This is a genomic window from Synechococcus sp. CB0101 (assembly GCF_000179235.2).
In the GTDB taxonomy this organism is placed as follows: domain Bacteria; phylum Cyanobacteriota; class Cyanobacteriia; order PCC-6307; family Cyanobiaceae; genus Vulcanococcus.
This window is the reverse complement of the sequence record NZ_CP039373.1, coordinates 1,549,902-1,568,937: the sequence shown is the minus strand read 5'-3', so window position 1 is coordinate 1,568,937 and position 19,036 is coordinate 1,549,902. Positions and strand designations below refer to the sequence as shown.

Here is a 19,036-nt window from a genome sequence, read left to right as displayed (position 1 = left end):
TCAGCATGAGCGGCGAAGCGACCCCTTTCCCCCAGGAATCCGCCGAAACCCTCAACGCCCCTGGTGATGCCCCCGCTGAAGTGGCGGCTGAGCAGGCACCAGCGGCGGAGGCAGCATCTGACGCACCTGCCCCAAGCGCCGATCCCGAGCAGCGGGTGCGGGAGCTGGAGGCCGAGCTCGAGGCCCTCAAGGCCGAGCACGAAACGGTGCGCAGCCAATACATGCGCATCGCCGCCGACTTCGACAACTTCCGCAAGCGCCAGAGCCGCGATCAGGACGACATGCGCGTGCAGATTGCCTGCAGCACCCTGAGCGAAATCTTGCCGGTGGTGGATAACTTCGAGCGCGCCCGTCAGCAGCTCGAGCCTCAAGCCGAAGAAGCGCAGACCATTCACCGCAGCTACCAGGGCCTCTACAAGCAGCTGGTGGATGTGTTCAAGCAGCTGGGCGTCTCGCCGATGCGGGTGGAGGGTGAGCCCTTCGATCCCAACCTCCATGAAGCCGTGCTGCGCGAACCCAGCGATGAGCACGTGGAAGATGTGGTGATCGCCGAGCTGCAGCGCGGCTACCACCTCAATGGCCGCGTGCTGCGTCACGCCTTGGTGAAGGTGTCGATGGGCCCTGGTCCCAGCGGGTCTGAGGCAGCAGCCCCGGCGGAGAGTGCGCCCGCTGAGCACGAGGCCTGATCCATGGCCGACTACTACGACCTACTCGGGGTCGCCCGCGATTCCGACGCCGACACCCTCAAGCGGGCTTACCGGCGTTTGGCGCGTCAGTACCACCCGGATATCAACAAAGAACCCGGCGCTGAGGACAAGTTCAAGGAGATCGGCCGCGCCTATGAGGTGCTGAGCGATCCCCAGACCCGCGCCCGCTACGACCAGTTCGGCGAGGCCGGTCTGGGTGGTGGCGCCGGCATGCCCGACATGGGCGATATGGGCGGCTTCGCCGACCTGTTCGAAACCTTCTTCAGTGGCTTCGGCGGTGGTGGCATGGGCGGCCCCGGCGCCGGTGGTGCCCGCCGCCGCGGTCCGCGACAGGGCGATGACCTGCGCTTCGACCTCACCGTGAGCTTCAGCGAAGCGGTGTTTGGCCAGGAGAAGGAGATCCAGATCCGCCATCTGGAAACCTGCAACAGCTGCAATGGCTCGGGTGCCAAGAGCGGCAGCGGGCCCACCAGTTGCGGCACCTGCGGCGGTGCCGGCCAGGTGCGCCGTGCCACCCGCACCCCCTTCGGCAGCTTCACCCAGGTGGCCCCATGCCCCACCTGTGAGGGCAGCGGTCAGGTGATTGCCGATCCCTGCAATGCCTGCGGCGGCCAGGGCGTGCAGCAGGTGCGCAAGAAGCTGCGCATCAATATTCCCGCCGGTGTGGACAGCGGCACCCGCCTGCGGGTGGCCAACGAAGGTAATGCCGGCCAACGGGGTGGCCCGCCAGGGGATCTGTATGTGTTCCTCACGGTGCAATCGCACCCGCAGCTGCGGCGCGACGGCATCAACATCCACTCCGAGGTGGTGGTGAATTACCTGCAGGCGATTCTCGGCGACACGATCGAGGTCGAAACGGTGGATGGCCCCGAGCAGCTGGAGATTCCGGCCGGCACCCAGCCGGGTGCGGTGCTCACCCTCACCGGCAAGGGTGTGCCCAAGCTGGGCAATCCGGTGGCGCGCGGCAATCACCTGATCGCGATCAAGGTGCAGTTGCCCACCAAGCTCAACCGCGAGGAGAAGGAGTTGCTGGAGCAGCTGGCCGGCCACCACACCGCCAAGGGCCACAAGCACCCGCACAAGAGCGGCTTGTTCGGCGGCCTGTTCGGCTGAGCGGTTCGTGAAACCCGACCCCACGGCTGTCCTGGATCTGCGCGGCACCCCCTGCCCGCTCAACTTCATCCGCAGCAAGCTGGCGCTGGAGAAACTTGAGCTCGGCGCCTGGCTCCAGGTGGATCTCGATGCCGGTGAGCCCGAGCAGATGGTGGCCTCGGGGCTGCTGGAGGCGGGACAGCATGTGGAGATGGAACCCCTCGAGCCTGGCGCGGTGCGCCTGTTGATCCAGCGCCTTGGCTGAAGCGGCGCGGGTGATGGCCCTCGAGGCCAACTTCTGCCGCGTGCAGCTCGATCAACCCGGCCCCGGCGGCATCGAACATCTGCTCTGTGTGCGCCGCACCCGACTGGGCAAAACCGGGCAGCAGATCTGTGTGGGCGATCGCGTGCAGATCGACGGCATCGATTGGCCGGAAGGCCGCGGCGCCGTGGCGGCGCTCGAGCCCCGCAGCAGTTTGTTGGAGCGTCCGGCGGTGGCGAATTGCAGCCGGGTGGTGGTGGCGGTGGCCCTGGAGCAGCCCCAGCTCGATCCGCTGCAGCTCACCCGGTTTCTGCTCACCGCCGAGCGCACCGGTGTGGCGGTGGAGCTGGTGCTCACCAAAGCCGATCTGCTGACGGCCGAGCAACAACAGGCCTGGCGCGAGCGGTTGGGCGGTTGGGGGTACGACCCGCTGTTGGTGTCGGCGCAACAGGGGGAGGGCATCTCCGAGCTGCGGGAGCGGCTTAGTGCACCCGGGATTGCGGTGCTGTGCGGCCCCTCAGGCGTGGGTAAGAGCAGCCTGATCAATGCCCTGGTGCCGGAGCTGGCGTTGCGGGTGAGTGCCGTGTCGGGCCGGCTGCAGCGCGGCCGCCACACCACCCGCCATGTGGAGCTGTTTCCGCTGGCGGGGGCTGCCTTATTGGCTGACACGCCCGGTTTCAACCGCCCCGACCTACCCCAGGAGCCGGCGGAGCTGGGCCCTCTGTTCCCCGAGATCCGCCAGCGCCTGGCCGAGGGGGTCTGCCGTTTCAAGAACTGCCTGCACCAGGGCGATCCTGGTTGCGCTGTAGGCAGCGATTGGGACCGCCATCCCCTCTACCTGAGTTGCCTTGAGGCGGTCCTGGCCCAGGCCGCCCGTGAACGCACTCGCACTGCGGATACGGCAGGGCTCAAGCAGCGGGGCAGCCGCCGGGAGCCTTTGCTCGACCAGCGGCTGCGCCAGGTATCGCGCCGGCGGCAGCGCCAGAGCGACGTCGACGACGAGGGCTGAGCCTCAGCCCAGGCCGGGCAGGTTGAGGTTGAGCCCACCGGTGAGCTCTTCCATGCGCTGCTTCATCGTGCCGGTGGAGAGCTCGTAGGCCGCCTTGAGGGCATCGAGGGTGGCGGCTTCGGCGGCCGGGGCGCCTTCGGCCAGCAGGGCGGGATCGAGGCGCACCTTCAGGGGCTGCTGGTTGCCGGAGAGCCACACGCTGGCGCGGCCGCAGCTGCTGGTGCCTTCCAGCTCCATGGCATCGAGCTCCTCCTGGAGCTTGGCCGCGTCCTGTTGGATCTGCTGAGCTTTCTTGAAGGCCTCGGTGAGCTGGCCGAAGTTGGGGAGTCCGAAACCGGCCATCGCGGCGCCTGTGCAATTGGGCGCAGGTTACGCGGTGCTGCGGGTGCTCTCAGGCCGCCAGGGCGATGCCTTCGAAGGGGCCCAGCCGCTTCACTTCGGTATGGAGGGTGATGCCGTGGGCGGTCTGGATGTGCTGCTGCACGGCGCTGATCAGTTGGTCGATTTCCGCAGCGGTGGCGGCGCCGGTGTTCACGATGAAGTTGGCGTGAATCGGCGACACCTGGGCGCCACCGATGCTCAGGCCCTTGAGCCCCAGGGCTTCGATCAGCTGGCCGGCTTTCTTCGGCTCTGGGTTGCGGAACACACTGCCGCAGCTGGGTTGCTGGTAGGGCTGGGTGCTGGTGCGGCTGTGCAGGTTGGTGCTGGTGCGGCGGCTGATCTCGGCGGGATCGTGGCCGGCCTGCAGCCGGAAGCGGGCCGACAGCACCACGAGGGGCTCGTTCTGCAGGCGGCTGTGGCGGTAGGCGAAGTCGAGCTCGCTGGCGTCTAGCGCGAAGGGTTGTTCCGGCCGGTGCGGCTCGATCACCGTCACGCTCTCGAGCACCTCCGCCGTGCAGCCCCCCTGGGCACCGGCGTTCATCACGGCGGCACCGCCCACCGTGCCGGGGATCCCCACGGACCACTCCAGACCCGAGAGCCCTGCCCGGGCTGCACGGCGCGCCAGGCTGGGGATCGGTTCACCGGCCTGGGCTTCGATCAGACCGGAGCTGGCCTCGATCACGGCTCCCTGCAGGCGCCGGTTGCAGAGGGTGAGGCCCTCGAGCCCCGCATCGCTCACCAGCAGGTTCGATCCGGCGCCGATCACGCGCGCCGCCAGCCCCTCCGCCTGCGCCCAGGCGAGCAGGGCCTGCAGCTGGGCGGCGCTGTCGGGCTCGGCGAACCACTGAGCCGCCCCACCGACCCGCCAGGTGGTGTAGTCCGCCAATCCCACGGAGCGGCGCAGGCCGAGTGGGGTTGGAGCCGTCATGCCGCTAGGGGAAACATGGCCAGGGGGTCTTCGCGGTTTTGCAGGCGCCCCCAGAGCCCATTCACATCGCCGGCGCCCATGGCCAGCACCAGATCACCCGGCAGGCTGCGCTGCGCCACGGCATCGGCGAGCTCCTCGAGGCTGTCGGTCACCGTCACGGTCAGGTCCGGCTGCAGCCGTTGGATGGCGGCAGCCAGGGCGTGGCTCGAGATGCCGGCGATCGGCGCTTCGCCCGCCGCATACAGCGGAGCGAGCAGCACCTCATCAGCCTGGCCGAGGGCGACCGCAAAGGGTTCTAGGAATTCGGCGGTGCGGCTGTAGCGATGGGGCTGGAACACCGCCAGCACCCGTTGGGGCACCTCTGGTAGGGGGCTGCGGCCGCTGCTCACCATCAGTTGGGCGGTGGCCAGGGTCGCGCCCACTTCGCTGGGGTGATGGGCGTAGTCATCCACCACTTGCCGTTCGGCCCAGGTGCCGCGGTAGTCGAAGCGGCGGCCGGGTGCTTGCAGGCTCTCCACCGCCAGGCGCAGCTCCGCAAACGACACACCGTGCAGCCGGCAGGCCGCCATCGCCGCCGTGGCATTGCTGAGGTTGTGCAGCCCCGGCAGCGGCAGGGTGAAGCGGCCCACGCATTGCCCCTGTTCGTAGAACTCGGCCAGGGTGCTGTCACCGCTGAGCTCCACCGGAATCGCGGCGAAATCCACCCCCTCTGGGTTGGTGGTCGACCACCAGTGGCTGGCGTTGAATTGCTCGCTGAGAATCGGACAGTCGCGGTTGGCCAGCAGCTGCTCGCAGCCGCGGCCGAAGCGCTGCAGCGTGGCGATCAGAGCTACCAGATCGGCGTAGTGATCGGTGTGATCCAGCTCCAGGTTGGTGATCACCCCCAACCAGGCCTGGAACTTCACCAGGGTGCCGTCGGATTCATCGGCCTCCGCCACCAGCAGGGCGCCTTTGCCATTACGCCCGTTGCTGCCGAAGGCGGGCACCACCCCGCCGATCACGGCAGTGGGGTCGTGGTCGGTGGCGTGCAGCAGGCTGGCGATCAGCGTGCTGGTGGTGGTTTTGCCATGGCTACCAGCCACGGCCACGGAGCTCTGCGCGGCGATCATCGCGGCGAGCACATCAGAGCGGTGCGCGATCTCGAGCCCGGCCCTGCGCGCTTCCTGCAGTTCTGGATTGGTGGCGGGCACCGCCGAGCTCACCACCACCAGCGGTTGGGTGGAGGTGCCGCTGCGGATGGCGGCGATGGTGGTGGCGCTCTGCTCGCGGAACACGCGCACCCCGCGGCTGCGCAGGTCCTGCAGCACAGCGTTGTCGCGCGGGTCGGAGCCGCTCACTGCATAGCCCCGATCCGCCAGGATTCCGGCGATGGCCGACATGCCGATGCCGCCCACTCCAATGAAATGGAGGGGTTGACGGCGATCGAGCTGTTGGGCCAAGGGCGTCTCCAAGCCTGGGGTGACGGTAAGTCGGGAAGTCCCCCTTGTCTGCCCGGATCGGTCTGTTTGAGAGGGATTTGAGAGGTTGGATCGCGGCGCTGAGAGCCATGTCCCCAGATGGGGACATCAATAGATCTCTGTATGATCGGCGGCCAAATCCCCCTTGCTAGCGGGCTTCCCCGCTCGATGCCATGACCATCAAGGTTGCGATCAATGGATTCGGCCGTATCGGTCGCAACTTCATGCGTTGCTGGCTCAGCCGTGGAGCCAATACCGGCATTGAGCTGGTGGGCATCAACGGTTCAGGTGACACGTACACCAACGCTCACCTGCTCAAGTACGACTCGATGCTCGGCCCCCTGCGCAACGCAGAGGTGACCACCACCGACGACACCATCGTCGTCAACGGCAAGACGATCAAAACCTTCTACGACCGCAACCCCGCCAACCTCCCCTGGAAGGAGTGGGGCGTCGATCTGGTGATCGAGTCCACCGGCGTGTTCAACGACGACGTGGGCGCCAGCAAGCACTTCGAGGCCGGCGCCAAGAAAGTGATCCTCACCGCCCCCGGCAAGGGCGCCAAGGTGGGCACCTTCGTGGTGGGCGTGAACGCCGATCAGTACCGCCACGAGGATTGGGACATCCTCTCCAACGCCAGCTGCACCACCAACTGCATGGCGCCGATCGTGAAAACGATCGACCAGGCCTTCGGCATCGTGAAGGGCACGATGACCACCACCCACAGCTACACGGGTGACCAGCGCATCCTCGATGCCGCCCACCGCGACCTGCGCCGCGCCCGCGCCGCCGCCGTGAACATCGTTCCCACCAGCACCGGCGCTGCCAAGGCCGTTGCTCTGGTGTACCCCGAGGTGAAGGGCAAGCTCAGCGGTATCGCCCTGCGCGTCCCCACCCCCAACGTGTCGGTGTGCGACATGGTTTTCGAGACCGGTCGCGACACCACCGCTGAGGAGGTGAATGCCGTGCTGAAGGCCGCTTCCGAGAACGGCATGAAGGGGATCATCAAGTACAGCGATCTGCCCCTGGTCTCCAGCGACCACGCCGGTACCGATGAGAGCACGATCGTCGACGCCGATCTCACCCTGGTGATGGGCGGCAACATGGTGAAGATCGTCTGCTGGTACGACAACGAGTGGGGCTACAGCCAGCGCGTGGTTGACCTTGCCGAGATCGTGGCCAAGAACTGGAAGTGATCCCGGGCCCGGTGCGGCTCTGAACGCCGCGCCGCTCGACCCTTAGCCGCTCCTTCGGGGGCGGCTTTTTTTATTGGAAATGGGTGAAGCCGCCGCTGGCTGTTCCCAGGCTTTCGCCGCTGTCCTGCCAGGTCAGTTGGCCCGCCGCCCCTGGCTGTAGGCAGCCGATCTGGCGTAGGCCGGGTTGGGAAGCGATCAAGGCCTGGGCCCAGACCGGTTCCAGCGCCAGCACCAGTTCAAAATCCTCGCCGCCGCCCAGGCACCAGGCTTCCCCCTGCTCCAGCTGCGCCAGCCCTGGCTCCATGGGCAGCTTGCGGCGTTCCAGCGCGGCGCTGCAACCGCTTGCGGCTGCGATGGCTTGCGCGGCGGCGGCCAGGCCATCGCTGCTGTCAGTGCCGCCCACGCGCCAGGGTTGGCCGGCGGGGCGACTCTGGTGCAGGGCCTCCACCACATCCAGGCGGGGTTGGGGGCGGCGGTGGGCGCGGATGGCCTGCTCCCGGAGCTGCGGACTCACGGCCTCTACGTCTGCCTGCGGCAGCTCATTCAGCAGCAGTGCCAGCCCAAGGCGGCTCAGGCCATGGGGGCCGCTGCTCACCAGCCAATCGCCCGGGCGGCCATCACCCCGGCGGATGGCGCAGCCGGGGCTGAGGTGTCCCAGGGCTGTGATCGAGAGGAGCCGCTGGCTGCCGCTGCTGCAGTCCCCGCCGAGCAGGGTGCCCCCATAGCGCTTGAGGGCTTCGCTGAAGCCCTCGTAGACGCCCTCCACCCAGCTCCAGGGGGTGTCGCCGGGGGCTACCAGGCCCACCGTGATCCCCGCCACGCTGGTGCAGCCCATGGCGGCGAGATCGGAGAGGTTGGCCGCGGCAGCCCGCCAGCCCAGATCCAGCGGCCCGATGATGGCATCGCTGAAGTGCACGTCCTCCACGAGCACATCGGTGTTGACCACCAGCTGCCGGCCGTCCTGCTCGCTCAGCAGGGCGGCATCGTCAGCGAATTGGCCAGGCGGCGCATAGACGGAGAGACGCCGCAGCAACTCCCACTCGCCCAGGTCGCGCAGGCGCACGGGATCAGGCGTGGGGCTTGAGGTTGGCGGCCCCTTCAATCACCTTGGCCTTCACGATGCCGTCTTCAATGCCGAGCTCTTCGAGCACCTCGAACCCATCCACCACATAGCCAAAGGCGCTGTAGCGGCCATCCACCAGGTTGAGGCCGGCCGGGGTGAGTTCGGCTTCGTAGAGGAAGAAGAAGAACTGCGACGATCCGTCGTCGAGGGCGTGGTCGGAATGGGCCCAGCCCAGGGTGCCGAGGGTGGCGAAGGGCAGCACCGGTTGGGCGGTGAACTGGCCCAGATCTTCAAAGGTGGCGTTGTAGAAGGGCTCGGCTTCGCCGGGCACCTTGATCTCCAGCGGCACCGTGCGCTCGGTCTTGGTCTTCGGGTCGATGTAGCCCGTTTCAGGACCCTTGGGATCGCCCGTCTGCAGCACGTAGAAGTCTTCGGCGCGGGTGAAGGGCAGACCGTCATAGAAGCCCTTCTGCACCAGGTCCACGAAGGCGCCGGCGGTGAGTGGTGCGTTGTAGCCGTCCACGATGGCGATGAGGGTGCCCTGGGTGGTTTCGATCTCCACCGTGGCGCGGCCCAGCAGGCGGGGCAGGTCGGCGAATTCAGCCGGGATCTCGAAGGGGAAGTCGCCCACGAGCAGGGCTTCGAGCTGGCCGATCGTGCTCAGGGCCGAGCGGCGAGCGGCCAGGAAGCTGTCGCGATCGGTGGCCTCGGCGGCTGTGGCCACGGCCTGCAGCTGCTCATCAAGCTGATCGAGCAGGGCGCTGCCCTGGGCTTGATCGCTGCTGCTCAGGCTGTTGAGGATGGCCTGGCGGTTGCTGCTCAGCTGGGTCTGGCTGCGGCGCACGTTGCTGGTGAGGGCGCTCCAGCGTTTGGCCCGGAGATCGTCGCTGGTGCTCTCCAAGCGGTGCTGCAGCTCCTGCAGGTCGGCTTGATCGATCGGCAGGGCGTTGCGCAGGATCGCCGTGGGGTCCTTCACGGCGTTGCCGGGGGGCAGAGCGGCGTGGGCCGGGGCAGCGCCGATGGGGCCCCAGAGGCCCAGCGCCACCACGAAGGCCAGGAGCCAGCGCTTGAGATCCATGCTGCAGCCTTGTTTCTGCCCGGACTCTGGCACAGCCGTACAATCCGCCTAAACCGTTCTGCCGGAATGATCTCGAGCAACGACTTTCGCACCGGCACAACGATCGAGCTCGATGGCCAGGTCTGGCGCGTCGTTGAATTCCTGCACGTGAAGCCCGGCAAGGGCTCCGCGTTCGTGCGCACCAAGCTCAAGGCGGTGCAAAGCGGCAACGTGGTGGAGAAAACCTTCCGCGCCGGCGAAACCGTGCCCCAGGCGCAGCTCGAGAAGGCTGTGCTCCAGCACACCTATATGGAAGGTGAGGACTACGTCTTCATGGATATGGCCACCTACGAGGAAACCCGCCTGACGGCCAAGCAGATCGGGGATCAGCGCAAGTACCTCAAAGAAGGCATGGAGGTGAACGTTGTGTACTGGAACGGCAAGCCTCTCGAGGTGGAGCTGCCCAACTCCGTGGTGCTGGAAATCACTGAAACCGACCCCGGTGTGAAGGGTGATACAGCCACCGGTGGCACCAAGCCCGCGATCGTCGAGACCGGCGCCCAGGTGATGGTGCCCCTCTTCCTGTCGGTGGGCGAAAAGATCAAGATCGATACCCGCACCGACAGCTACCTCGGCCGCGAGAACTGATCGCCATGCAACTCGATCACAACCAACTGCGGGATCTGATCGCTCTGCTCGGCGAGAGCGATATCCAGGAGCTCAAGCTTGAAGGCGACGACTTCCGTCTGGAACTGCGCCGCAACCTGCCCACCAGCCAGCCCCAGGTGGTGATGCAGGCCGCTCCGGCTGCCTTGCCAGCTCCGGTGGCGGCTGCACCCGCCACGCCCTCGGCCGCACCGCCGGCTGCACCCGCTGTTCGCGGCGACCTGGTGGAAATCACCGCGCCGATGGTGGCCACCTTCTATCGCGCTCCTTCCCCCGGCGATCCGGCGTTTGTTGAGCTCGGCGCCCGCATCAACGTCGGCCAGACCGTCTGCATCCTGGAGGCGATGAAGCTGATGAACGAGCTGGAGTCGGAAGTGAGCGGCGAGGTGGTGGAAATCCTCGTGGAAAACGGCACCCCCGTGGAGTTCGGTCAGGTGCTGATGCGCGTGAAGCCGGGCTAACCAAGCTCGAGCGCTGTATCCAGGGCGGCCCGCATGCTGGCGGCCCTGGCCATGCCCCGGCCTGCGATGTCGAATCCCGTGCCGTGATCGGGGGAGGTGCGCAGAAAGGGCAGCCCCAGGCTGGTGTTCACCGCTTGATCGAAGGCCAGCAGCTTCACCGGGATCAGCCCTTGGTCGTGATACAGCGCCAGGTAGCCATCCGCTGCTGAGGCCTGTTCGCCGCGCCAGGCCAAACCCGCGTCGAGCCAGCAGGTGTCTGGTGGGAGCGGGCCGATCAGCTCAGCCTCAGGGTGTCGCTGCCGCCATTGTTCGAGGGCGGGGATCAGCCAGTCGCATTCCTCCCGGCCCAGCTGGCCGGCTTCCCCGGCATGGGGATTGAGGCCAGCCACCACCAGCCGGGGCTGTGGTGCGAAACGCTGACAGAACGCAAGCAACACATCCAGCTTGTGGTGGATGCGTGCGGCGGTGAGCTGCTGCGGCACCGCCGCCAGGGGTATGTGGGTGGTGGCCAGCAGGGTGTTGAGCCGCCAGCCGCTCTGGGGTGAGCGGGCCGTGAACAACATTGAGGCCGATGCTCCGCCGCAGAGCTCGGCTAGCCGTTCGGTTTGGCCTGGATAGTGGTGCCCCGCGGCGTGCCAGGCATGTTTGGCGATCGGGGCTGTCACCAAGGCGGTGCAGGCGCCGCTCTGCACTTGCTGCACAGCGGCGGTGAGCCATTCAAAGCTCGCGGCACCGCTGGCCGATCCAGCTTCACCTGGGGCCAGCGGTTGCTGCAGGGGCAGATCGAGCACCTCAAACGCAGCCGGGTCGGCGAGGGCTGCGCTGCTGCAGCCCTGAAGCTGCTGATAGACCCCCTCGAGCCAGCGGCGGCAGCCCACCAGCAGCGGTGTGGGCTGATCGGCGGGCCAGTGCGCCAACGCTTTGAGCGTGACCTCCGCGCCGATACCGGCGGGATCACCCAGGGAAACCGCCAGGCGAGCCCGCCTAGCGTGCGTGGGGCTGGCTGAGTGGAGCATGCTGCGCTGGTTGATGTTGCTGCTGATCGCCTTCGGCCTGGTGAAAGGGGTGGAGAGCGGTTGGGTGGAGCTGCACTGGAACCGGCTGCTGCACGATGTGGGCGTGCCGTTTGTGCCGGATCCCGATGCGCCGGCTGAACCCAACCAGCAAACCTGATTTCATCACGGCTGCTGGGCGCTGCGTTCCTGCTCCTCCCTCAGGCTGGCTGCAAAGCCTTCTCTGTAGCTCGGGTAGCGCAGGCGATAACCGAGCTCCCTGCAGAGCAGGCGGTTGCTGACGCGCCGGTTATCGGCCCAGAAGCTCATGGCCATGGGGCTCATCTGCGGGGCGATGGCCTCGAACTTCCGCACCTCCGGCAGCTTGCAGCCCAGTAGGTGTGCGGCGTAACCCAGGGTTTCGCTGGAGGGGCAGGGTGCGTCGTCGCACACATTGATCAGCGAGGGCTGGCGCCCCTCGGGTTGATCGGTGGCGTGCAGCAAGGCGCCCACGATGTCGTCGACGTGGATGCGGCAGAACACCTGGCCCGGTTTGTGCACCAGCCGCGCTTGACCGCTGCGCAGTTGCTCGAACGGACAACGCCCGGGCCCGTAGATCGCCGGCAGGCGGAAACTCTGCACCGGTAGGCCACTGCCGAGCCAGCGCTGTTCGCACTGCAGCCTTGCCTGGCTGCGGGGCAGTGTGGGTTGGGTGGGGCTGTGTTCATCCACCCAGGCGCCCTGGCTGTCGCCGTAGACCCCTGTGGTGGAGAGGTAGCCCAGCCAGCGCAGCGGTTGATGGCGCAGTGGTTCCAGCAGGTGCTCGAGGGCGGCGTCCGTACCGTTGGTATCCGGCGGCAGGGTGATCAGCACATGGCTGAGCTGCTCCGGTAGGGCCGGAATCGCCTCCGCGGCGCTGTCGAAGCGCAGCCAGTGCAGGGCCTGGTCGGTTCGATCGGCTGCGGCATCGGGGTTGTCTTGGCGGCGGGTCAGCCACACCTGGGCGCCGCGCGCGGCGGCAGCACGGGCGAAGCGTTCGCCGCTGTAGCCACCGCCCACCACCAGCACCCTGGCCCCCGGGTTGACAGCGCGGGCGGTCATGAGTACACCTGTATCACTGCTTCAGTTCGGCGATGACCGCTTCCTGTTTCTCTACTCCCCTGCCCGTGGCCCATGGCCTGCGCAGGCCTCGTCTGCGCGCCCGGGGGCTGGTGTTGCCCGCCGTGATCGCCATGGTGCTGGGCGCCGCACTGCTGGCGCCGGAGCAGCCCCGCGCCCAGGCCGAAATCTGCGAGCGCCATAACGGCGCCGCTGCTTGCCGGATCTGGTGAGGCCCGGCCTGGCTCAGGCTGCTTGCAGTCTCAAGCCGCTTGAGGGTTCAGGGGGGCTCTGGCGCGGGCTTGCCCACTGCAACAGCCGCATGGCCAGCCGCAGGTCGCCGTCGGTCCAGGCGCGAATCGCCATGGCGCGGCGTGGGTCGTAGAAGCGCTGGCGGCGGTACCACTCAAAGGCGTCGGCATCGCTTTTGCGGCCATTGCAGGCGAGGCAAGCCGGCACGCAGTTTTCTGTGGTGCTCAGGCCGCCGCGACTCTGGGGCAGCACATGGTCAATTGATTCAGATGGCTTCCCGCAGTAAATGCAGGTCTTGTGTGTAAAGGAGTGGAGATTTTGTCTCCAGCGTCGAACGCGAAGTTTGGGGCACAGATCTTCAAGGAAAACCGCATCCCTGGCGTGCATCCGCTTGGCTCGGTTGCGCAGAGTTTGCCTGCGGTGGCTGGGATGTCAATGTGTCGAGCGATGCAGTTTTGGCCTTTGATGCTGTTGCTTGCGCTTCTCGCGTGTGTCTCTAGAATCCAATTCGGCGCGCAATACTGGGCCTAAGCCGTAGCCCTGCCGTTGGTGCTCAACGGTGCTTGTCTTCGTTGTGTCCCTTGCCTGCTTCTCCTCAAGCGCCGCCCCGTTGTCTGATCCGTTTGGGAGCCTCCGGTTGCATTGAGGTGCAGCTGCCGTTTGATGCGGTCACCCAGGCGCAGCTGCGGGCCGTGAGGCCCCGGGGGCAGTGGTTGGCACGCCGAGGTTGCTGGCAGTTCCCCCTCGAGGCCGCGGGCGTTTTGCGCCAACGCTTTGGTGGCCGTTTTGCGGTCGATCCAGCCTTGCAACAGTGGTTTGTGTGGCTGGAGCAGCCCCTGCCGCCCCTGCCACCCCATCGCACGCTGGTGGAGGTTGCGGAGCTGCAGCAGCCTCTGCCCGATGGACGGGAGTTGTTTGCCCATCAACGTGCCGCGGCGCGTTGGCTCCTGGCCCGCCGCGGCGCCGTGTTGGCCGATGCCATGGGTCTGGGCAAAACGCTCACGGCTCTGGCCGCTGCCCGAGCCATGGTGCGCGCGGCGGACTGCCGCATCGTGGTGGTGGCACCGGCCGGCCTGCATCACCACTGGCAGCAGGAGGCTTCGGCGCTCCAACTGCAGTTGGAGCTGCTCAGCTGGGCTCGCTTACCCGATGGGTTGCCTCCGGCCGGAACGGTGCTGATCGCCGATGAAGCCCATTACGCCCAAAACCTCCAGGCCAGCCGTACGCAGGCCTTGTTGCGATTGAGCCGGCATCCGCGGGTGCGGGCGGTGTGGCTGCTCAGCGGTACGCCGATGAAGAACGGCCGGCCCGTGCAGTTATTCCCGCTGTTGGCCGCCATTGGTCATCCCCTGGCTGCGGACCAACGGGCTTTTGAGGAGCGCTATTGCCAGGGGCACTGGCTCGAGCGCGGTGGCAAACGCCAGTGGCAGGCCATGGGCGCCACCCATCTCGAGGAACTGCAGCGGCTCACCCGGCCGTTGGTGCTCCATCGCCGCAAACAGGATTGTCTGGATCTGCCGCCTAAGCAGCGGCATCTTCTGCCCGTGCAGCTCAGCGAGGCCGAAGGGCGAGGCTTTCAGCACCGCCTTCAGCTCAAAGTCGACGACTACCGCCGCCGCGCTGAGGCTGGCCTGGTGCGCCGGGACGCCGAGGTGCTGGCGGTGTTCACCGCCCTGCGTCAGATCAGTGCCGACTACAAACTGCCGGCAGCCAGCGCCCTGGTGCAGAGCCTGATGGGGCAGGGCGAGGCGGTGGTGGTGTTCACCGCGTTTGTGGCGGCTGCCGAGTTGTTGCACAGCCGGCTTGGGGGCGTGCTGCTCACGGGCCGGCAGCCGCCCCACGAACGCCAGGCCATCGTGGATCGCTTCCAGGCTGGTGAAGCCAGCCTGTTGATCGCCAGCTTTGGCGTGGGCGGCCTCGGCTTCACCCTGCACCGCGCCCGCCATGTGGTGCTGTTGGAGCGTCCTTGGACGCCCGGCGACGCGGAACAAGCTGAGGACCGCTGCCATCGCATCGGCATGCAGGGCACCTTGCATTGCCATTGGCTGCAACTGGGGGTGGCCGATCAGATGGTGGATGACCTGATCGCCAGCAAGGCGGCCCGGATCGAGCAGCTGCTCAGCCGGCGGACGTTGCCCGGGATGGTGCGCCAGCTGCTGGAGCGTTGGTGAGCGTGCGGCAGCTCTGGGCCCGCAGTTGAATTTCCTCCACGAGCAGGGGATCGGGCGCCGCTGATTTGGGCAGCTGCTTGAGCAGCCGTTCGGCCGCCAGGCTGTCGCGGCAGGCGGTCTGGTTATCCCCCGCCAGGCTGTGCAGCAACGCCCGTTCATTGCGGGGTTGGGGCTGTTGGGGATGGGCCTCCACAACACCATCACAGCGCTCGATGGCCCGCTTCAGGCGCTTGATTTCCACCTGCCGCAGGCAGTCGCCCAGGCCGGGCAGGGTGGTGGTGGGATCGCCCGGGCTGCTGACGCAGCCCGCGAGCAGCGTCAGGGTCAGGGCGGCGGCTGAACCCGATCTCACCAGCCCGATGGCCTTAGTAGGCGTAGCGCTCGCTGCGGGTGGCACCGCCCTCGTTGCTGCTGCCGCTGGTGGCTTCGCGCTCCTGCTGTTTTTGCTGCTGCTCCTGAGCTGCGCTCGCATACAGATCACCGAGGTATCGGCCGCAGTCGGGGAAGGAGCCCGGGTTTTGCACCACAGCCTCCGTGATCATCACCGCCGCGTGCTCCGGCGAGGTTTTGAACAGGCTGGCGCTCTGGCGTTTGATCAGGGCGTAGGCCGCCAGCCAGCTCACTTCGTGGTTGTTGCCTGAATTGCGCATGAAGCAATACACCTGAGCGCCTTTTCCGGCAGCACTCGAGGGATTGTCTGCAGCGCGAACCGATGGCAGGCCGCTCACCATCGCCATGGTGGTGGCCGTGGTGACGACCAAAGCCGGCATAACCCTGGCAAGCGTGGAGCGCAGCATGAATCGGTTCAGGCAGTGGGGTTCAAGGTATCGGGCTCTTGCGGCCTGATCCAGGGGGCAGCAGTGGTTCAGCCGGGTGGTGGCGGTGTGATGCCACTCGCCAGGAGCAGCCGCAGCACCACGGGCAACACCAACAACACGGTGATGAGGCGCACGGCATGCAGCACCGCCACCGGAGCGCCCACGCCCAGTTCATCCCCGGCCAGGCTCATGCCACTGATGCCTCCCGGTGCGGCCCCCAGCAGGGCCACCAGCGGGTCGAGGCCGAGTAGGCGGCTGCAGCACACGCCCACCAGTAACCCCGCCACCACAAGGGTGACCGTGATCAGCACGGCCGGTTTCCACAGTTGCTTCAGTTCGCCCAGGGCCGTGGCGCTGAGGCTGGTGCCGATCACCGTGCCGATGCCTATTTCGAGGGCGGTGCGCGTGCCGCTCGGCCAGCTGGCGGCTTCCAGTCGGCCGCTGAGACTGAGTAGGCCAGCCCCCAGCAGGGCCCCTGCCAGGGGGGCGGCGGGGATGCCAGAGCGCAAGGCCAGCAGCCCGCCCGCCAAGCCGGCCGCCAGATACGCCAGCAGCTGCAGGGGTGGGCTCATGGCAGCCAGCCGTGGGAACGGTTCAAGTCTGCTGGCTGCCCGTGGGGTTGTGTGTTGTGATCGGGGCCTCTCGACTGCGCAGCATGGCCGCTGAATCGGTGTCATTTCGGATCACACGATCCACCGAGGATCTGGCGCAAACCGTGGCGGCCCTCTCCCAGCGATTGGTGAAGCTGGAGCAGCGTCTCGCGGCGCTGGAGCTGCAGCTCGATCGGGTTGCTGCGGAACCGGAGCCCGATCCAGACGATCTGCTGCGCCTCGATCGCGTCGCCAGTTTGCTGGCCGATTGCCGCAACCTGTTGGAGGACGACGCCCAGGCCGCCTGAGCAACGTCTTGGCAGCGGTGCCACAATGGAAAGAAAGCGAACCATGGCCTTCTCCAATAGCCATCGCACCGCTCCTGTAGCCACTGCTGCCAAGGCATCGGCCTCACCCGCCTGCCAAAACCGCGGCTACGCCGAAGGCGGCCACCAGCTGGAAAAGCTGGAATTTGCCCTGGCGGTCGCGATCACCCGCGGTGATCAGCAACGCGTGGCTCAGTTGCGTGATCAGATCGATGCCCTCGGGGGTAACCGCGAGGAGCCCGGCACCTGAGCAACCTGCGCTTCAGCATCGCGGGATCACTGTCCTGATTCCGTAATCGGCACGGGCGTGGCACCTCCAGTTGCGCCATGCCCGTTAACATCGAGCCACGCAAATGTCGACGCATGCAAGCGACTCGTCAGGCTCCGGCTCCTGCCGCTCGCCGCGAAGATCTATTGAAAGAAGCGGGCAGCCATGCAGCAGCGGCTGAGCTCGCTGCGGCGTCTGGAGAGATCGAAACGGCTGCACGATTGATTTTGCAGTCTTTGGATTGTGAGCGCCGCGCCGGCAGCGTTGGCCCTCAAGTGCTGCAGCTGATCAAGCCTCGCAACTGATTGTTCTTTTCTTTCCTGAAGCGGGTGACCGGGCTCGAACCGGCGACGTTCAGCTTGGGAAGCTGACATTCTACCACTGAATTACACCCGCAATTCTGAAGTTTTCGTCTTCAGATTGGTTGGCCAGCCTGATGCGATCGCTCGCAACTTTGGCTGGTCAACCATAGCAACCAGCCGTTGGATCAGTTGGCTGCAGCTGGGGCTGTGCCCTTGCACTCAACAGCAGCCTGCAGCTCCTTGTGGGCAGCGACCACGCTGTCGGCCTGGGGCTTGAGGGTTTTGGCAGCTTCCTCGAGAGTCAGCTGCTTCTCCTTCGAGACCTTCTTCAGCTCTTTGTTGAAGGCTTGGGCTTGTGTCTGGAACGCTTCCAGGCGTGCGGCCTCCAGGGTCACCTCGGCCTGCTTCAGGCCCTTGAGGGCTGTGCGCAGTTGTTTGCCGGCGGCTTCGGCATCGCCCACGGTGGAGGCGGGGGTCAGGGCGGCGCTGGCTTCCAGGGCGCTGCCCACCTTCGCCAGTTGGTCACACACATTCACGGTGGCCTGCTGTTCAGTCACCACCTTGTTCTTCTTTTTCTTTTCCACGGGGGAGCAAGCCACCAGAGCCAGGCTCAGGCAGGCGGCTGCGACGGCAAGAGAGCGGCGCATTGGGAGGCAAAGCATGCACCCCGACCCTAGACAGGGCGGCATGCTTTGCCTGCATGGATGAGCCCCTGTGTCAGCTGGCCAGGGCGGCCGCACAGGCGGCCACACCGGCACCAGGAGTGCCCTTGTGCAGGCCGAGCTCCTGCAGGGTCGCTTCGATGGCGGCCACGGCGGTGAGCACGTCGCGATCGCAGACGAAGCCCAGGTGGCCGATGCGGAACACGTGGCCCTTGAGGTGGTCCTGGCCGCCAGCCAGCAGGATGTCGAAGCGTTCCTTCACCTTCTTGCGCAGGCTCTCGGCATCAATGCCATCAGGAGCTACGGCGGTGATCGCCGGGCTGCCGCAGCCTTCAGCGGCGTAGAGGGGCAGGCCGATCGCCTTCATGCCGGCCTGGGCCGCGGCGCGGTGGCGGGCATGGCGGGCAAAGATCGCCTCGAGGCCCTCGGCCTGCATCATCTCCAGCGCCGCTTCCAGGGCGAAGTAGAGGTTGATGGCGGGCGTGAAGGGGTTGCTGTCGGCGTGGGCCGATTTGCGGTATTTCGCCAGATCCAGATAGAACTTCGGCAGATCGGAGCGCTCGGCAGCGGCCCAGGCGCGATCGCTCATGGCCACGAAGGCCAGGCCCGGGGGCATCATGTAGCCCTTCTGGGAGCCGGAGCCGATCACGTCGATCCCCCAGGCATCCATCGGCACGCTGCAGGCGCCGAGGCTGGTGACGCAGTCGGCGATGGTGAGGGCGGTGCCGTGGGCCTTCACGTGTTTGGCGATCGTTTCGAGATCGTTGATCACTCCGGTGGAGGTTTCGGAGTGGGTGAGGATCACAGCCTTGATCGCCTTGGCGCTATCGGCCTCGAGAGCACTGCGGAAGGCTTCGGGATCGAGGGGTTGGCCCCACTCGGCCTTCACCACCTGCACATCCAGGCCATAGGCCTTGGCCACCTTCACCCAGCGCTCACCAAACTTGCCGTTGTCGCCGCAGAGCACCTTGTCGCCCTTGCTCAGCACGTTGATGATTCCGGCCTCCATGGCGGCGGTGCCGCTGCCGGTGATCACCAGGACGTCGTTCTTGGTCTGATGCAGCCACTGCAGCTGTTCGGTGGTGCGGCGCACGATCTTCTGGAAGTCGGCGCTGCGGTGACCGATGGGGTGGCGACCCATGGCCTGCAGGACGGTTTCCGGCACCGGGGTGGGGCCGGGGATCATCAGGGTGAGCTTGTCCTGCATGGATACAGCGGGTGGGGCGAATCTGGAGGCGGCTGCGCTGCCCGATGCGGCGCAATCCACCACCTTAAAAA

Annotated in this window: 26 protein-coding genes and 1 tRNA gene; 13 read left to right on the top strand and 14 right to left on the bottom strand. The window is 66.7% G+C overall.

Going from position 1 to position 19,036, the window contains the following annotated elements:
• The first annotated feature begins 5 nt into the window (after window positions 1-5).
• The 4 genes from grpE to rsgA are packed head-to-tail and all read left to right on the top strand — an operon-like array spanning window position 6 to window position 3,070.
• Complete coding sequence (grpE, locus tag CB0101_RS08460) at window positions 6-686, top strand: nucleotide exchange factor GrpE (protein WP_010312637.1); 681 nt, start codon at window positions 6-8, stop codon at window positions 684-686.
• A 3-nt stretch (window positions 687-689) separates the two neighbouring features.
• On the top strand, window positions 690-1,820 hold the full coding sequence (gene dnaJ, locus CB0101_RS08455; RefSeq protein WP_010312639.1) for a molecular chaperone DnaJ: 1,131 nt from the start codon (window positions 690-692) through the stop codon (window positions 1,818-1,820).
• A gap of 7 nt (window positions 1,821-1,827) precedes the next feature.
• Window positions 1,828-2,064 carry a sulfurtransferase TusA family protein gene (locus tag CB0101_RS08450; protein WP_010312642.1) on the top strand — a complete coding sequence of 79 codons (237 nt, stop codon included), beginning with the start codon at window positions 1,828-1,830 and terminating at the stop codon, window positions 2,062-2,064.
• Complete coding sequence (gene rsgA, locus CB0101_RS08445) at window positions 2,057-3,070, top strand: ribosome small subunit-dependent GTPase A (protein WP_010312643.1); 1,014 nt, start codon at window positions 2,057-2,059, stop codon at window positions 3,068-3,070. The genes CB0101_RS08450 and rsgA overlap by 8 nt, the downstream gene beginning before the upstream one ends.
• 3 nt (window positions 3,071-3,073) lie before the next feature.
• Here the strand turns inward: rsgA and CB0101_RS08440 are convergent, their stop codons facing one another.
• The 3 genes from CB0101_RS08440 to murC are packed head-to-tail and all read right to left on the bottom strand — an operon-like array spanning window position 3,074 to window position 5,818.
• Window positions 3,074-3,412 (bottom strand): YbaB/EbfC family nucleoid-associated protein, encoded by a 339-nt coding sequence (locus tag CB0101_RS08440; protein WP_010312646.1) that lies wholly within the window; start codon window positions 3,410-3,412, stop codon window positions 3,074-3,076.
• Between the two features lie 49 nt (window positions 3,413-3,461).
• Window positions 3,462-4,379 (bottom strand): UDP-N-acetylmuramate dehydrogenase, encoded by a 918-nt coding sequence (gene murB, locus CB0101_RS08435; RefSeq protein ID WP_010312651.1) that lies wholly within the window; start codon window positions 4,377-4,379, stop codon window positions 3,462-3,464.
• Window positions 4,376-5,818, bottom strand: coding sequence for a UDP-N-acetylmuramate--L-alanine ligase (murC, locus tag CB0101_RS08430; RefSeq protein ID WP_010312653.1), 1,443 nt, complete (start codon window positions 5,816-5,818; stop codon window positions 4,376-4,378). The genes murB and murC overlap by 4 nt, the downstream gene beginning before the upstream one ends.
• Window positions 5,819-6,009: 191 nt before the next feature.
• Between murC and gap the strand changes: the two genes are divergently transcribed.
• Complete coding sequence (gene gap / locus CB0101_RS08425) at window positions 6,010-7,032, top strand: type I glyceraldehyde-3-phosphate dehydrogenase (RefSeq protein ID WP_010312655.1); 1,023 nt, start codon at window positions 6,010-6,012, stop codon at window positions 7,030-7,032.
• A gap of 70 nt (window positions 7,033-7,102) precedes the next feature.
• On the opposite strand, the gene thiL is transcribed toward gap, so the two are convergent.
• Entirely contained in the window at window positions 7,103-8,095 is a 993-nt protein-coding gene (thiL, locus tag CB0101_RS08420) for a thiamine-phosphate kinase (RefSeq protein ID WP_010312657.1), read from the bottom strand.
• Window positions 8,096-8,099: 4 nt separating this feature from the next.
• The gene (locus CB0101_RS08415) at window positions 8,100-9,173 is read right to left on the bottom strand and encodes a peptidylprolyl isomerase (protein WP_010312658.1); all 1,074 of its coding nucleotides are present in this window, start codon (window positions 9,171-9,173) and stop codon (window positions 8,100-8,102) included.
• Between the two features lie 66 nt (window positions 9,174-9,239).
• Here CB0101_RS08415 and efp point away from each other — a divergent pair, with 66 nt between their 5' ends.
• Both efp and accB read left to right on the top strand, forming a co-directional pair.
• Window positions 9,240-9,800, top strand: a complete 561-nt coding sequence (efp, locus tag CB0101_RS08410) for an elongation factor P (RefSeq protein ID WP_010312660.1) — start codon at window positions 9,240-9,242, stop codon at window positions 9,798-9,800.
• A gap of 5 nt (window positions 9,801-9,805) precedes the next feature.
• Window positions 9,806-10,279, top strand: a complete 474-nt coding sequence (gene accB, locus CB0101_RS08405; RefSeq protein ID WP_010312662.1) for an acetyl-CoA carboxylase biotin carboxyl carrier protein — start codon at window positions 9,806-9,808, stop codon at window positions 10,277-10,279.
• On the opposite strand, the gene pdxA is transcribed toward accB, so the two are convergent.
• Window positions 10,276-11,295 (bottom strand): 4-hydroxythreonine-4-phosphate dehydrogenase PdxA, encoded by a 1,020-nt coding sequence (pdxA, locus tag CB0101_RS08400; protein ID WP_010312663.1) that lies wholly within the window; start codon window positions 11,293-11,295, stop codon window positions 10,276-10,278. The genes accB and pdxA overlap by 4 nt on opposite strands.
• Between pdxA and CB0101_RS15395 the strand changes: the two genes are divergently transcribed.
• Window positions 11,294-11,452, top strand: a complete 159-nt coding sequence (locus CB0101_RS15395; RefSeq protein ID WP_010312665.1) for a hypothetical protein — start codon at window positions 11,294-11,296, stop codon at window positions 11,450-11,452. The two genes, pdxA and CB0101_RS15395, sit on opposite strands and share 2 nt — an antisense overlap.
• Window positions 11,453-11,457: 5 nt before the next feature.
• On the opposite strand, the gene CB0101_RS08395 is transcribed toward CB0101_RS15395, so the two are convergent.
• Complete coding sequence (locus CB0101_RS08395) at window positions 11,458-12,372, bottom strand: NAD-dependent epimerase/dehydratase family protein (protein ID WP_010312666.1); 915 nt, start codon at window positions 12,370-12,372, stop codon at window positions 11,458-11,460.
• Window positions 12,373-12,404: 32 nt separating this feature from the next.
• Here CB0101_RS08395 and CB0101_RS08390 point away from each other — a divergent pair, with 32 nt between their 5' ends.
• Entirely contained in the window at window positions 12,405-12,602 is a 198-nt protein-coding gene (locus tag CB0101_RS08390) for a hypothetical protein (protein WP_136644048.1), read from the top strand.
• A gap of 13 nt (window positions 12,603-12,615) precedes the next feature.
• Here the strand turns inward: CB0101_RS08390 and CB0101_RS08385 are convergent, their stop codons facing one another.
• Complete coding sequence (locus tag CB0101_RS08385; protein WP_029553202.1) at window positions 12,616-13,008, bottom strand: HNH endonuclease; 393 nt, start codon at window positions 13,006-13,008, stop codon at window positions 12,616-12,618.
• A 230-nt stretch (window positions 13,009-13,238) separates the two neighbouring features.
• Between CB0101_RS08385 and CB0101_RS08380 the strand changes: the two genes are divergently transcribed.
• A complete protein-coding gene (locus CB0101_RS08380) occupies window positions 13,239-14,792 on the top strand; it encodes a DEAD/DEAH box helicase (protein WP_043718396.1) in 1,554 nt (517 codons plus the stop codon).
• Here the strand turns inward: CB0101_RS08380 and CB0101_RS08375 are convergent.
• The 3 genes from CB0101_RS08375 to CB0101_RS08365 all read right to left on the bottom strand — a co-directional run bounded on the left by CB0101_RS08375 (window position 14,740) and on the right by CB0101_RS08365 (window position 16,287).
• Window positions 14,740-15,144, bottom strand: coding sequence for a hypothetical protein (locus CB0101_RS08375; RefSeq protein ID WP_010312675.1), 405 nt, complete (start codon window positions 15,142-15,144; stop codon window positions 14,740-14,742). The genes CB0101_RS08380 and CB0101_RS08375 overlap by 53 nt on opposite strands.
• A 13-nt stretch (window positions 15,145-15,157) precedes the next feature.
• Window positions 15,158-15,523, bottom strand: a complete 366-nt coding sequence (locus tag CB0101_RS08370; protein ID WP_246833868.1) for a DUF6554 family protein — start codon at window positions 15,521-15,523, stop codon at window positions 15,158-15,160.
• Window positions 15,524-15,657: 134 nt separating this feature from the next.
• Window positions 15,658-16,287 (bottom strand): AbrB family transcriptional regulator, encoded by a 630-nt coding sequence (locus CB0101_RS08365; RefSeq protein ID WP_083798731.1) that lies wholly within the window; start codon window positions 16,285-16,287, stop codon window positions 15,658-15,660.
• Here CB0101_RS08365 and CB0101_RS08360 point away from each other — a divergent pair.
• The 3 genes from CB0101_RS08360 (at window position 16,266) to CB0101_RS08350 (ending at window position 17,099) form a co-directional block, all read left to right on the top strand.
• Window positions 16,266-16,508, top strand: coding sequence for a hypothetical protein (locus CB0101_RS08360; protein WP_010312681.1), 243 nt, complete (start codon window positions 16,266-16,268; stop codon window positions 16,506-16,508). The genes CB0101_RS08365 and CB0101_RS08360 overlap by 22 nt on opposite strands.
• Before the next feature lie 43 nt (window positions 16,509-16,551).
• Window positions 16,552-16,776, top strand: a complete 225-nt coding sequence (locus CB0101_RS08355; protein ID WP_010312683.1) for a hypothetical protein — start codon at window positions 16,552-16,554, stop codon at window positions 16,774-16,776.
• Between the two features lie 113 nt (window positions 16,777-16,889).
• Complete coding sequence (locus CB0101_RS08350) at window positions 16,890-17,099, top strand: hypothetical protein (RefSeq protein ID WP_029553205.1); 210 nt, start codon at window positions 16,890-16,892, stop codon at window positions 17,097-17,099.
• 19 nt (window positions 17,100-17,118) lie between these two features.
• On the opposite strand, the gene CB0101_RS08345 is transcribed toward CB0101_RS08350, so the two are convergent.
• The 3 genes from CB0101_RS08345 to CB0101_RS08335 form a co-directional block, all read right to left on the bottom strand.
• A tRNA-Gly gene (locus CB0101_RS08345) sits at window positions 17,119-17,190 on the bottom strand.
• Between the two features lie 91 nt (window positions 17,191-17,281).
• Entirely contained in the window at window positions 17,282-17,743 is a 462-nt protein-coding gene (locus CB0101_RS08340; protein WP_010312688.1) for a hypothetical protein, read from the bottom strand.
• Between the two features lie 70 nt (window positions 17,744-17,813).
• Complete coding sequence (locus CB0101_RS08335; RefSeq protein WP_010312690.1) at window positions 17,814-18,965, bottom strand: alanine--glyoxylate aminotransferase family protein; 1,152 nt, start codon at window positions 18,963-18,965, stop codon at window positions 17,814-17,816.
• Window positions 18,966-19,036 lie beyond the last annotated feature (71 nt).

What these genes read in the sequence shown, in the direction of transcription:
- gap (WP_010312655.1), top strand. Translation starts at nt 6,010, where the DNA reads ATGACCATCAAGGTTGCGATCAATGGATTCGGCCGTATCGGTCGCAAC.
- murB (WP_010312651.1), bottom strand. Translation starts at nt 4,379, where the DNA reads ATGACGGCTCCAACCCCACTCGGCCTGCGCCGCTCCGTGGGATTGGCG.
- pdxA (WP_010312663.1), bottom strand. Translation starts at nt 11,295, where the DNA reads ATGCTCCACTCAGCCAGCCCCACGCACGCTAGGCGGGCTCGCCTGGCG.
- CB0101_RS08365 (WP_083798731.1), bottom strand. Translation starts at nt 16,287, where the DNA reads ATGACACCGATTCAGCGGCCATGCTGCGCAGTCGAGAGGCCCCGATCA.
- CB0101_RS08395 (WP_010312666.1), bottom strand. Translation starts at nt 12,372, where the DNA reads ATGACCGCCCGCGCTGTCAACCCGGGGGCCAGGGTGCTGGTGGTGGGC.
- CB0101_RS08340 (WP_010312688.1), bottom strand. Translation starts at nt 17,743, where the DNA reads ATGCGCCGCTCTCTTGCCGTCGCAGCCGCCTGCCTGAGCCTGGCTCTG.
- dnaJ (WP_010312639.1), top strand. Translation starts at nt 690, where the DNA reads ATGGCCGACTACTACGACCTACTCGGGGTCGCCCGCGATTCCGACGCC.
- accB (WP_010312662.1), top strand. Translation starts at nt 9,806, where the DNA reads ATGCAACTCGATCACAACCAACTGCGGGATCTGATCGCTCTGCTCGGC.
- CB0101_RS08360 (WP_010312681.1), top strand. Translation starts at nt 16,266, where the DNA reads ATGGCCGCTGAATCGGTGTCATTTCGGATCACACGATCCACCGAGGAT.
- efp (WP_010312660.1), top strand. Translation starts at nt 9,240, where the DNA reads ATGATCTCGAGCAACGACTTTCGCACCGGCACAACGATCGAGCTCGAT.
- CB0101_RS08355 (WP_010312683.1), top strand. Translation starts at nt 16,552, where the DNA reads ATGGCCTTCTCCAATAGCCATCGCACCGCTCCTGTAGCCACTGCTGCC.
- CB0101_RS08370 (WP_246833868.1), bottom strand. Translation starts at nt 15,523, where the DNA reads ATGGTGAGCGGCCTGCCATCGGTTCGCGCTGCAGACAATCCCTCGAGT.
- CB0101_RS15395 (WP_010312665.1), top strand. Translation starts at nt 11,294, where the DNA reads ATGCTGCGCTGGTTGATGTTGCTGCTGATCGCCTTCGGCCTGGTGAAA.
- CB0101_RS08415 (WP_010312658.1), bottom strand. Translation starts at nt 9,173, where the DNA reads ATGGATCTCAAGCGCTGGCTCCTGGCCTTCGTGGTGGCGCTGGGCCTC.
- CB0101_RS08385 (WP_029553202.1), bottom strand. Translation starts at nt 13,008, where the DNA reads ATGCACGCCAGGGATGCGGTTTTCCTTGAAGATCTGTGCCCCAAACTT.
- CB0101_RS08335 (WP_010312690.1), bottom strand. Translation starts at nt 18,965, where the DNA reads ATGCAGGACAAGCTCACCCTGATGATCCCCGGCCCCACCCCGGTGCCG.
- CB0101_RS08350 (WP_029553205.1), top strand. Translation starts at nt 16,890, where the DNA reads ATGCAAGCGACTCGTCAGGCTCCGGCTCCTGCCGCTCGCCGCGAAGAT.
- CB0101_RS08390 (WP_136644048.1), top strand. Translation starts at nt 12,405, where the DNA reads ATGACCGCTTCCTGTTTCTCTACTCCCCTGCCCGTGGCCCATGGCCTG.
- CB0101_RS08440 (WP_010312646.1), bottom strand. Translation starts at nt 3,412, where the DNA reads ATGGCCGGTTTCGGACTCCCCAACTTCGGCCAGCTCACCGAGGCCTTC.
- grpE (WP_010312637.1), top strand. Translation starts at nt 6, where the DNA reads ATGAGCGGCGAAGCGACCCCTTTCCCCCAGGAATCCGCCGAAACCCTC.